This is a genomic window from Paraburkholderia sp. GAS42 (assembly GCF_050436565.1).
GTDB lineage: Bacteria > Pseudomonadota > Gammaproteobacteria > Burkholderiales > Burkholderiaceae > Paraburkholderia.
This window is the reverse complement of the sequence record NZ_JBNDML010000006.1, coordinates 201,774-213,144: the sequence shown is the minus strand read 5'-3', so window position 1 is coordinate 213,144 and position 11,371 is coordinate 201,774. Positions and strand designations below refer to the sequence as shown.

General features: G+C 64.1%; 8 protein-coding genes. 4 read left to right on the top strand and 4 right to left on the bottom strand.

Translation table 11 applies throughout. The features are described 5' to 3' along the window. Nucleotides 1-196: 196 nt before the first annotated feature. Nucleotides 197-1,417: a pyridoxal-phosphate-dependent aminotransferase family protein gene (locus P3T16_RS11915; protein WP_429342446.1), complete on the top strand. Its 1,221-nt coding sequence runs from the start codon at nucleotides 197-199 to the stop codon at nucleotides 1,415-1,417. Between the two features lie 65 nt (nucleotides 1,418-1,482). Here the strand turns inward: P3T16_RS11915 and P3T16_RS11910 are convergent, their stop codons facing one another. After that, nucleotides 1,483-2,694, bottom strand: a complete 1,212-nt coding sequence (locus P3T16_RS11910) for an MFS transporter (RefSeq protein WP_429342445.1) — start codon at nucleotides 2,692-2,694, stop codon at nucleotides 1,483-1,485. A gap of 386 nt (nucleotides 2,695-3,080) precedes the next feature. On the opposite strand from P3T16_RS11910, the gene xdhA reads away from it, so the two are divergent. The 3 genes from xdhA to xdhC are packed head-to-tail and all read left to right on the top strand — an operon-like array spanning nucleotide 3,081 to nucleotide 7,600. Next, nucleotides 3,081-4,592, top strand: coding sequence for a xanthine dehydrogenase small subunit (xdhA, locus tag P3T16_RS11905; RefSeq protein WP_429342444.1), 1,512 nt, complete (start codon nucleotides 3,081-3,083; stop codon nucleotides 4,590-4,592). 25 nt (nucleotides 4,593-4,617) lie between these two features. Continuing rightward, nucleotides 4,618-6,987 (top strand): xanthine dehydrogenase molybdopterin binding subunit, encoded by a 2,370-nt coding sequence (gene xdhB / locus P3T16_RS11900; protein ID WP_429255270.1) that lies wholly within the window; start codon nucleotides 4,618-4,620, stop codon nucleotides 6,985-6,987. A 16-nt stretch (nucleotides 6,988-7,003) separates the two neighbouring features. Next, nucleotides 7,004-7,600 (top strand): xanthine dehydrogenase accessory protein XdhC, encoded by a 597-nt coding sequence (gene xdhC / locus P3T16_RS11895; RefSeq protein ID WP_429342443.1) that lies wholly within the window; start codon nucleotides 7,004-7,006, stop codon nucleotides 7,598-7,600. 159 nt (nucleotides 7,601-7,759) lie between these two features. On the opposite strand, the gene P3T16_RS11890 is transcribed toward xdhC, so the two are convergent. From P3T16_RS11890 to P3T16_RS11880, 3 genes are all read right to left on the bottom strand, one after another. Next, a complete protein-coding gene (locus tag P3T16_RS11890; protein WP_429255268.1) occupies nucleotides 7,760-8,740 on the bottom strand; it encodes a LysR substrate-binding domain-containing protein in 981 nt (326 codons plus the stop codon). A gap of 266 nt (nucleotides 8,741-9,006) precedes the next feature. Next, nucleotides 9,007-9,654, bottom strand: a complete 648-nt coding sequence (locus tag P3T16_RS11885) for a 2-hydroxychromene-2-carboxylate isomerase (protein WP_429342442.1) — start codon at nucleotides 9,652-9,654, stop codon at nucleotides 9,007-9,009. 173 nt (nucleotides 9,655-9,827) lie between these two features. Further along, nucleotides 9,828-11,336 (bottom strand): TAXI family TRAP transporter solute-binding subunit, encoded by a 1,509-nt coding sequence (locus P3T16_RS11880; protein ID WP_429342441.1) that lies wholly within the window; start codon nucleotides 11,334-11,336, stop codon nucleotides 9,828-9,830. Nucleotides 11,337-11,371 lie beyond the last annotated feature (35 nt).

Sequence of the window (11,371 nt, the reverse complement as noted above, 5' to 3'; positions counted from 1 at the left end):
CCGCACAGGGGCGACGCCAATAGACCGACATGAATGCAAGGAAAGGCCAACAAACCCAGAACCACAAAAAAACGAGAACCACAAAAAACCCCGCAAGCCTCTTGCACAAACCCCCATATGGGTGAATGATCAAAACCCCGCTGCAGCATGCCCAAACCGGGAAGCAAAAGCAAAAAGCAAAAAGCCAGAAGACAGAATGTCGACATCAATCCCTTGCCCCGCAGTCGAATCTCTCGACGCCATCCTCCCTGAAGAACCCTTGCTGATGATGGGCGCGGGCCCCGTCCCGATCCCTGCTGCGGTGGCGAAGGCGAACACCATCGTGATCAACCATCTGGGCGCCACGATGGTGAAAGTGATCGGCCAGGTGAAAACAATGGCCCGCTACGTCTTCCAGACCAACTCAAAATGGGTCCTCGGCGTCGCAGGCCCGGGCTCGGCCGCGATGGAAATGGCAATCTCCAACCTCGCGTGGAACGGGACCCGCGTGCTCGCGATCAAGAACGGCTTCTTCAGCGAACGGATGGCGGAAATGGGTCGCCGCGTCGGCGCTCACGTCGCCCTGCTCGACGTGCCCGACGGCGAAGTCGCAACCCTCGAACAGGTCGCCGCAGCAATCCGTCGCGAGCGCCCCGAGATCGTCACGATCGTGCAGGGCGAAACGTCGAACACGGTGTGGAACCATCACCTGAAAGATATCGCGGCACTCGCGAAAGCGGCCGGCGCGCTCGTCATCGTCGACGCCGTCTGCACACTCAGCACGATGCCGCTTGAAATGGACGCGTGGGGTATCGATGCCGTTATCACCGGCGGTCAAAAAGGCCTGTCGTCGATCCCGGGCGTGTCGCTGATCGCGTTCTCAGATGCGGCGTGGGCACGCGTCAAAGGCCGCACGCAGCCGAACGCCCACTGGTGCCTCGACGCGTCGCTCGCCGAGAATTTCTGGCACAACGCCGGGTATCACTACACGGCGCCGGTGTCGGGCGTGCTCGCGCTGCATGAGGCGCTGCGGCTCGTCTGCGCGGAGACGCTGGAGAAGCGTTTTGCGCGTCACCTGAAGTGCTCGGTGGCGTTGCAGGAAGGTGTCACGTCGATGGGGCTGAAGCTCTATGCGCCGCCTGCGTGCCGTCTGAATTCGGTCGTTGGTATCGAAGTGCCGCAAGGCTTGAGCCCTGGCGACATCTGCGGTCACATCTCGCGGCAGCATCAGGTGGAAATCTCGGGCTCGTTCGGCTTGCCGATCGTGCGTATCGGCCAGATGGGCGAGCAGTGCCGCGAACATAACCTGTTCCGCACCGTGCATGCGCTGGGCCGCACGATGGTCGATCTCGGCGTCGCCGTGGATCTGCCGGCCGGCGTCGCCGCGCTTGAAAAGTCGTTGTCGGGCGGATCGCGAGGCGCAGCCCGCGCAGCGTGAATACAAAAAAGCCCGTGCCGAAATAATCAGCACAGGCTTTTTGGGCTGGCCCGCAACGCCCGACCCTACAACGCAGCCGGCGCGTTCGATATACGCGTGTGCCGCAGATACAGCATCGTCGAAAGCACAACAGCCGCCGCCGACGCCACCGCCGCGAACAGAAACACCGACGCATAACCGAACTCTCCGGCAATATAGCCCGCGAGCGGCCCGGTAATCCCCAGCGACAGATCCAGAAACACCGAATACGCCGACAGCGCCGCACCACGGCTCGCCGGCGGCACCAGCGCGACCGCTTCGACGCCGAGCGCCGGAAACACCAGCGCGAAACCGAAGCCGGTGAGCGCGGCACCCGCCAGCGCGAAATGCGGCTCAGGCGCGAGCCACAGCATCAGCAGCCCGACGCACTCGAACGCAAACGAAGCGATCGCAACGCGAAAGCCGCCGTACGTGCGAATCGTGTTGGCAAACAGAAGACGCGATCCGACGAACAGCGTGCCGAACACGGTCAGCGAAAGCGCCGCGTTCGGCCAGTGGCGCGCCGCATAGAAGAGTGTGATGAACGTGGCAATCGAACCAAAGCCGGCCGAGCCGAGCGCAAGCCCGATGCCATGCGGCAGCACGCGCGTGAACACGCTGCGATACGACATGCGTTCACCATGCACGACAGGCACCGGCGCGATCGGCCGGGCGAGATAGAAGCCGAGCGCCGCCAGCGCGAACACGACAAAGCCAAGCGCCTCGAACCCGACCGCATGGACAATCGCCACACCAAGCGGCGCGCCGATGGCGAGCGCTCCATACGTTGCGATGCCGTTCCAGGAAATCACCCGTGCGTTGTTCGCGGTACCGACGCGCCCGATGCCCCACAGGATCGCGCCCGTGCCACACAGGCTTTCGCCGAAGCCGAGCACGAGGCGGCTCATCACCAGCAGCACGAGGCTGATCACCGGCCAGCGTCCGCACAGCACGGCAGCGAGCAGCAGCACACCGCTCACGCCGCACCCAATCAACCCGATCGTGACGGTCTTCTTCGGCCCGAGCGTGTCGGCCGAGCGACCGGCGATCGGACGCGATGCGAGCGTCGCGAAGTACTGCACGCTGATCGCGAGACCCGCGAGTATCGCGCTGTAGCCGAGGTCGTCGTGGACGTAGCCCGGCAGCACGGCGAGCGGAATGCCGATCGTCAGGTAGCAAAGAAACGTGAAAAAGACGACCGGAATGATCTGGAGCGTGGTCGCAAATTCACTGCGAGATGAGGCGGAGTCGGCGGACATGGGGAAAACGAGACTTGAAAACGCCAGAAAGCCGTGATTTTCCCATGGAATGGGACGTTCTGCAGGATTCACTTAATATTTTTGCCCCTTAAAAAACAGTGCCGTATGAGATCGGACCCATCCAGGTAGCCAGTTTTCGCGCGCATTTCCTCAAACAATTTTTCCAGCATCTGATACGTAGACCACAAACACGGCATAAATTCGCAAAACATGCCATAACGGACAGATAAATATAAGCGTTCGCGGTAAAACCCGATGTGATTTATCGCCGCAACGATATGCCCCGCATGCGACCACCGCTATGGGTTGCGAATATTGATGATGTTAGTTTTCGAGACATCAACTGCATGACCGTCCCCACGGACGCAGAGAAACCGGGAAGAGACATGAGCCAGCCGATCCGCTTTTACCACCGCAATGCAATTCGCGAAGTCAGCGACGCGCCCATCACCCGCACTGTCCTGCAGTATCTGCGCGAGGACGCGCACTGCACGGGCACCAAGGAAGGCTGCGCCGAAGGCGACTGCGGCGCGTGTACGGTCGTGATCGGCGAGCGTGACGAAGCGGGCGGCGTCAACTTCAAGACGGTCAACGCGTGCATCCAGTTTCTGCCGACGCTCGACGGTAAGGCGCTTTTCACCGTCGAAGATCTGCGCCAGCCTGACGGCTCGCTGCATCCGGTGCAGCAGGCGATGGTCGACTGTCACGGTTCGCAGTGCGGTTTCTGCACGCCGGGCTTCGTGATGTCAATGTGGTCACTGTATGAGAAGCACGGTCACGAGCATTCCTGCGCGAACAGAACGGTGCCGTCGCGCACCGATATCAGCAACGCGCTGACGGGCAATCTCTGCCGCTGCACGGGCTACCGTCCGATCGTCGACGCCGCCGTGCGGATGTTCGACGCGCCGCCGCCGAAAGCGCCCGTCGATATCCCCGCGCTGGCCCGCACGCTTTCAACGATCGAACGCGCGGATACCTTCCATTACGAGCACGCCGGCCAGCAGTTCGACGCGCCGCGCACCGTCGAAGCGCTCGCGCAGATCAAGGCCGCGCAACCGGCGACGCGCATTCTCGCCGGCAGCACCGATATCGGCCTGTGGGTCACGAAGCAGATGCGCGATCTGGGTAACGTCGTCTACGTCGGGCAGATCGAGGCGCTGCAACACATCGAAACCTCCGCCGACTGGATCGAGATCGGTGCCGGCGTCACGGTCGAAAGCGCGTACGCCGAACTCGCGAAGCAGTATCCGGAGCTGACGGAAATGTGGCAACGCTTCGCGTCGCTGCCGATCCGCAACGCCGGCACGCTCGGCGGCAACATTGCGAACGGTTCGCCGATCGGTGATTCGATGCCCGGTCTTATCGCGTTGGGCGCGCGCGTCGTGCTGCGCGGCAATGACGTCGAACGCGAACTGCCGCTCGAAGACCTGTACCTCGCATATCAGAAGAAGGACATGGCGGAACATGAGTTCGTCGTCGGCCTGAAAGTGCCGACGCGCACCGGCAGGCGCAGCAACCTGCAATTCCGCACGTACAAGATTTCGAAGCGCTTCGATTCCGACATTTCGGCTGTTTGCGCCGCGTTCTCGTTTATCGCCGATGGCGAGACGATCCGCGAGCCGCGCGTCGCGTTCGGCGGCATGGCCGCGACGCCGAAGCGCGCAACGCATGCCGAAGCCGTTCTGAACGACGCCGTCTGGCACGAGGCCACGGCACAGGCTGCGATGCTTGCGCTCGGCAAGGACTACGCGCCGCTCTCCGACGTGCGCGCCACTGACGCGTACCGTCTCGAAGCGGCGAAGAACACGCTGTATCGCTTCTGGCTCGAAACGCGTCCGCACGATCCGCTGGCGAAAGAAGCGCTCGATGTGCGCGCAGTCGTTGCCGCAGGCGCGTAACGAACAGGATACGGAGAACATTCGAATGAACCAGCAAGCTGAACCGTTCCTGAAGGACGCCCAGGCGCGTGAAGACCTCGCCGATTTCACGCAGGTCCACGTCTCGCGTCCGCACGAATCCGCGCATCTGCATGTGAGCGGCCGCGCGACCTATACCGATGACATTCCGGTCGTCGCCGGCACGCTGCACGCCGCGCTCGGCCTGTCGGCGAAGGCGCACGCGAAGATTGTGTCGATGTCGTTCGACGCAGTGCGCGCGACGCCTGGCGTCGTCGCTGTTTTCACCGCCGGGGATATTCCGGGCACCAACGACTGCGGCCCGATCATCCACGACGATCCGGTGCTCGCGGACGGCGTCGTGCAATACGTCGGCCAGCCGATGTTCATCGTCGTCGCGACCTCGCATGAGACGGCGCGGCTCGCGGCGCGTCGCGCGCAGGTCGTCTACGAGGAGTTGCCCGCGATCCTGACGGCGCAGCAGGCGCGCGCCGCGCAGTCGTACGTGCTGCCGCCGATGAAGCTCGCACGCGGCGATGCCGGTGGGAAGATCGCGCGCGCATCGCATCGTGAAGCCGGCGAGATGACGCTCGGCGGCCAGGAGCAGTTCTATCTGGAAGGCCAGATCTCGTACGCGGTGCCGAAGGACGACGACGGCATGCACGTCTGGTGCTCGACGCAGCATCCGAGCGAAATGCAGCATATGGTCGCGCATCTGCTCGGCGTGCATTCGCACAATGTGCTGGTCGAATGCCGGCGGATGGGCGGCGGTTTTGGCGGCAAGGAATCGCAATCGGGTCTGTTCGCGTGCTGCGCGGCGCTCGCTGCATGGAAGCTGCTGTGCCCGGTCAAACTGCGTCCTGACCGCGACGACGACATGATGGTCACCGGCAAGCGTCACGACTTTCACTATACGTACGAAGTCGGCTACGACGACGCTGGCCTGATCGACGGCGTCTCGGTCGACATGACCTCGCGCTGCGGCTTCTCCGCCGACCTGTCCGGCCCGGTGATGACGCGCGCCGTCTGTCACTTCGATAACGCGTACTGGCTGCCGGACGTTTCGATTGCAGGGCAATGCGGCAAGACGAACACGCAGTCGAACACGGCGTTTCGCGGTTTCGGCGGACCCCAGGGCGCGTTCGCGATCGAATACATCATGGACGACGTCGCGCGTGCGACAGGTCTCGATTCGCTCGACGTGCGCCGCAGGAACCTTTACGGCAAGACTGAACACAACCTGACGCCGTACGGCCAGACTGTCGAAGACAACGTCATTCACGAACTGATCGACGAACTCGAAGCGACCAGCGACTACCGCGCGCGCCGCGAATCGATCCGCGAATTCAACGCGAAGAACACGATCCTGAAGAAGGGTCTTGCGCTCACGCCGGTGAAATTCGGCATCGCGTTCAACGTGACGCACTTCAACCAGGCCGGCGCACTCGTCCATATCTATACCGACGGTTCGGTGCTCGTGAACCACGGCGGCACGGAGATGGGGCAAGGGCTCAACACCAAGGTCGCGCAGGTCGTCGCGCATGAACTCGGCATTCCGTTCGAACGCGTGCGCGTCACCGCGACCGATACCAGCAAGGTGGCGAATACCTCGGCGACGGCCGCGTCGACCGGTTCCGACCTGAACGGCAAGGCCGCGCAGGACGCCGCGCGTCAGTTGCGCGAGCGCCTCGCCGCGTTCGCCGCCGGGAAATTCGGCGCGGGCGAAGTGAACGCCGCGAACGTGCGCTTCGCGAACGATAGCGTCGTGGTGGGCGATACGGTGGTGCCGTTCGAAGAGATCATCGCGAAGGCCTACGTTGCACGCGTGCAGTTGTGGTCAGATGGTTTCTACGCGACGCCGAAGCTCTACTGGGATCAGGCGAAGCTGCAAGGCCGGCCGTTCTATTACTACTCATACGGTGCGGCTGTGTCGGAGGTCGTGATCGATACGCTGACCGGCGAAATGCGCGTGCTGCGTGCGGACGCGCTGCATGACGTGGGCGCATCGCTGAATCCGGCTCTCGACGTCGGCCAGGTGGAAGGCGGGTTCATCCAGGGCATGGGCTGGCTCACCACCGAGGAACTGTGGTGGAACGCAGGCGGCAAGCTGATGACGCACGCGCCGTCCACGTACAAGATACCGACCGTGAATGACACGCCGCCGGACTTCCGCGTCAACCTGTTCAAGAACCGCAATGCGGAGGACAGCATCCATCGCTCGAAAGCGGTGGGCGAGCCTCCGCTGCTGCTGCCGTTCTCGGTGTTCTTCGCGATCCGCGATGCGGTGGCGAGCGTCGGCGACTACAAGGTCAATCCGCCGCTCAACGCGCCCGCGACCAGCGAAGAGATTCTCAAGGCCGTCAATGCAGTGCGCGCGGCCAGCGCGGATCGTCGCTGAACACGGAGCGATGAAGATGCTCACGACGAACGTTGATGCCTCGATTCAGCCTGGCCGCCGCGGCACGGCGGCGGTCCCGCGGCCGGCGCTGCCGCCGGTGCACATCGTGCTGTTCGGCGCGGGGCATGTCGGTCATGCGCTGGTTGCGCTGCTGGGCAGCCTGCCGTGCGTCGTCCAGTGGGTCGACGAGCGTGACGAACTCTTCCCCGACGAAGTCCCCGTCAACGTGCAGATCGAAGCCACCGACACGCCGGACGCGATCGTCGATCAGGCGCCCGCCGGCGCCTACTTCCTCGTGATGACGCACAACCACGCGCTCGATTTTTCGCTGGCGGCGCGCATCATGCGGCGACGCGACTTCGCCTACTTCGGGATGATCGGTTCGAAGACGAAGCGCGTGAAATTCGAGCGCCGGTTGATCGAGCGTGGCGTCGATCCGGAGCGGCTCGTCGAGATGACCTGCCCGATCGGGGTCCCGGGCATCGTCGACAAGGCGCCGCCGTCGATTGCGATCGCGGTGGCCGCGGAACTGTTCAAGGTGCGCGCGCAGCAGGCTGCTGTCACGTCGTGCGAACCTCGGCGCCTGCATCTGCCGCAATTAGAGAAAGCTTGAGCGGGGAGCCGTGCAACCCGGGTTTCCAGTTGCACGCTATCGACGCGACGCGACGCCGCCCGGCCCGGGCCGTACCCGGTCTGCGAATACCTCGCCCAGCAGTTGCGCTGAAAAACCGCGACGCCTGCAGGCCGACGCTGGCGCCAGACGATGCCGCGTCTAGCGCCCACCGACGCTCGCCACGACCGCCCGCGTCTTCTTCCCCCGCCCGGCCCCACGGGCCACCAGTTCCTCCGACACCTGCGCCATCAACCCGCGCAGCCAGCCGATATCGCTCGGCCGGTCTGGCTGCGGATGCCACATCTGATAGCACTTGATGCGCGGAAACGCGATCGGCGCCTCGACAACTGCCAGCGGCAGAATGTGCGCGTAGTGCATCGCGAAGCGACGCGTCGTCGTGAAGATCAGATCGGATTGCAGCAGCACCTGCGGCACGAGCCCGAAGTAGGGCAGCGTCGTGACAATGCGTCGTTGCGCGCCGGCCTTCGCGAGGCCGACATCGATCGCGCCGGCGTTGCCGCCGGTGTACGGCGTCGGCGCCAGATGCGCGGCGTCGAGATATGCGTCGCGCGTGAGCGGCGCCTGCGCGAGCGGATGATCGGCGCGCATCAGGCACACGACAGTGTCCGAAAACAGGTCGCTCCGTTCGAAACGTGCGTCAGGCTTTGCCCAGTTGCCGATCACGAGGTCGAGTTCACCGGCATCGAGTGCGGCAGTGTGATCGAGCGTCGGATACAGCGACTCGATTTCCAGACGGGCATGCGGCGCCGCCTCACGGAACTGCGCGATCACGGTCGGCATGAAGAAATCGTTCAGATAATCCGGCGCGGCGACGCGAAACGTACGACGCGAGCGCGCCGGATCAAAATCGCCATGCGGCGTCGCGACGAAGTCGACTTCGCGCAGCACACACTGCGCCGACGCCAGTAGCGATTCCCCATATTCGGTCGGCACCATGCCCGACTTGCCGCGCACGAGGATCGGGTCGTTCAGCGTTTCACGCAGCTTGCGCAACGCGGTGCTGATCGCCGGCTGGGTCTGGTTCAGGCGCAGCGCGGTCTGCGTGACGCTGCGCTCGACCAGCAGCGTACGCAGCACGCGAACGAGCCAGATATCGAGGGAGGCGGCGGTATCGTCCATGCGTCAGCAGGCGTATCGGGCTGTCAAAGGGGATTGAGATGACGCGTCAGGCAACCCGCTGCCGGACGGCAGCGCGGATTACCTCGCATAGTCCATAACCTTAGCCCTTTGCGGCGCGCCGGCTATAGCGTCCGCGGTATGGCCGGCATCAGGTCGCGCATGCGTGGGCGGACCCGCGCGCCGCCATGACGGGTAACGATCACTCGACATGGGCGCAACCCGCGCATGCCGACCGCGCAACGACCGCGTCATGCTCTCTGGTCGCGTCACACGGCCTGCGTCAACCCCGACGGCAACGAGCTGATCCGCTTCACTTCCTTCGAATCGAGCCAGTTCGGCGTGCGTGCACAGTACAGCACCATCGGCAGCGCGTCTTCGCCCCAGAACAGCTGCTTGTTCATCCAGAAGGTGGGCACGCCAAACACGCCGAGCGTCGTCGCTTCAGTCGTGTTGCGGCGCAGTCGCTCCTTCGTCTCCTCGAGTTCGATCATCGCCGGACCGTCCGGCAGCCCGACGCGTTCGCACAGCGCGGCGAAGCCTTCGTCCGTCGAAGGATCGCGGCCGTCGCGCCAGATGAAGCGGAAAATCTCGCGCACGCAGACCAGATCGGCCTGGGCGGCCGTCGCGAGGAGCAGCGCCTTGGTCGGATCGAACGGATGCACGGGCGGCATCCGGAACGGGATGCCGAGCTGTTCAGCCCTGAAGAGCGCGTGCCGATAGATGAAAGTGCGTTTCCCGGGCACCGTGCCCGGCGGGCGCTGACCCCAATGCTTATACAACTCGTTCAGCGAGACGGGCGTGAGCGCGAACGGCACATCCGGCCATTTCTCATGCTGTTCGAGCAGGAGATAGGTGAACGGCGAGACAAAGTCGTAAAACCATCGCGGTTGCGTGGTGTCGATAGCGTGCGTCATGTCTGTCTCCCTGTTTTGGGCGCCGTTCTGCGCGTCTGGCGGTTTCACTTTGATCTTACGCAAAGGCGGGCGCGCTTGCACCTCGTCCGCTTCGAATGTTTTTTTCAGCGGACGCCGAAAGTCGTGCTTCTGGTTTCCGTCCAGGCGATAAACGTTGTCTTGTGCCGCATCCGTCACGCAGTCTGTGTCGGCGCGGCGGGCGGCGGCGCGGTGGGGTCGTCATCGTCGTGGTGGTGCGGGTTGTCGTCCTGGCTGTCGTCCGGTTTGGCGTGCGCGTCGTCGCGGGCGGCGCTGTGCGCGGCGGCGGCGGGCTCTTCGCCGGGCGTCTCGTGCGGATGATCGAGCCGGCTGCGCACGAAGCCAATATGCTCGCGCAGCACATAGAACTGGTCCGCGTACGCGAGTGGCATCTTGAGTCCGTTCACCGCGTCTTCGATTGCATCGAGCCGCGCCATCAAGGCCTTTTTGTCCGTCGGCGACGTTTCGCCCATCGATTCCCGTTCGATCGCGATCAGCGTGCCGTACCAGCGGTAGATGCGCGACTTCACGCGCCACGCATAGAGCGACGGCACGAGCCGCAGGCCCGGAATCAGCACGACGATGATCGGCACCAGCAGCACGATCAGACGGTCGGCAAGGCTCGCGAGCCAGAACGGCAGCGAGCGGTACAGAAAGCTCTTGCCCGACTTGTAGTAACGGGCGGCGTCGTCGCTGATGGGGAAATCGTGCGCGAGCGGCGCAGGAAACTCGCCGGCGCGTTGCATGATGTTGGCCTTGCCGTGCACCTCGCGCGCGGCTTCGATCAGCAGATCGGAGAGCGCCGGATGCAGCGAGTCGCGTGCGACCAGTTCGGTGGTCGGCGCGACGGTGTGGATATCGAGCGCCGGCAGGTTGCGGCCAAGATCGAAGGAACCCATCGGGAACGTGATCGCCGTCAGATACGGGAAGCGCCGGGTGTAGGCGTCGGTCTGCGTGAAATCGAAGAACTGCACGTTGGGCGTGCGGTTCAGCTTCGCCATGGTGGGCGGTTGCGCGGAGTCGCCGGTGAGAAACGCCGCATCGACCTTGCCGTCGATCAGCGCCTGCGCGGCGTCGTCGCCGGAAAGCGGCAGCAGCTTCGTCGGACCACCCTGCACGATGCCGTTCGCCTTCAGCAGCGCGAGCGAGAGCTCACGCGTACCGCTACCTTCAGCGCCGACGGCGATCCGCAGGCCCTTGAATTCCGACAGCCGCCGGATGAAAGGCCCATGGTAGAAGATCGCGACCGGCACATAAGAGACGCTGCCCAGCGACATCAGACCTTTGATCGCCGAGGGCGGCGCGATGCCGTCCTGCACGAAGCCGACATCGACCTTCGAATTCGGATCGGCGAGGCGCTTCAGGTTATCGAGCGAGCCTTCCGACGACAGCACGGTCAGCGTGATGCGGTTGCGCGCCAGGATTTCCTTGTACTTTTGCGCGGCGTTCCAGAAGGAACTGCCTTCCGGGCCGGCGCTGATGGTGAGCGTGTTGGGCGGTGCGGGCTGGATCAGGCGCACGGCGAGGTAGATCGCGGCGGCGCTGATCAGCAGGATCGGGCCGAACGAGACGGCCAGGTCGCGCCACGAGATCGCGACGAAGCGGGCCACGAGGCGCGGAGCTTTACGGTCGGTGGGGCCGGGGCGGCCTCTGGAAAACTTCATCGGGTCGACGGGGCAGCAGGACGGTGAAAAAACGC

Bases quoted from the DNA above. Each gene is read 5' to 3' on its own strand.
- P3T16_RS11915 (WP_429342446.1), top strand. From the start codon at position 197: ATGTCGACATCAATCCCTTGCCCCGCAGTCGAATCTCTCGACGCCATC.
- P3T16_RS11910 (WP_429342445.1), bottom strand. From the start codon at position 2,694: ATGTCCGCCGACTCCGCCTCATCTCGCAGTGAATTTGCGACCACGCTC.
- xdhA (WP_429342444.1), top strand. From the start codon at position 3,081: ATGAGCCAGCCGATCCGCTTTTACCACCGCAATGCAATTCGCGAAGTC.
- xdhB (WP_429255270.1), top strand. From the start codon at position 4,618: ATGAACCAGCAAGCTGAACCGTTCCTGAAGGACGCCCAGGCGCGTGAA.
- xdhC (WP_429342443.1), top strand. From the start codon at position 7,004: ATGCTCACGACGAACGTTGATGCCTCGATTCAGCCTGGCCGCCGCGGC.
- P3T16_RS11890 (WP_429255268.1), bottom strand. From the start codon at position 8,740: ATGGACGATACCGCCGCCTCCCTCGATATCTGGCTCGTTCGCGTGCTG.
- P3T16_RS11885 (WP_429342442.1), bottom strand. From the start codon at position 9,654: ATGACGCACGCTATCGACACCACGCAACCGCGATGGTTTTACGACTTT.
- P3T16_RS11880 (WP_429342441.1), bottom strand. From the start codon at position 11,336: ATGAAGTTTTCCAGAGGCCGCCCCGGCCCCACCGACCGTAAAGCTCCG.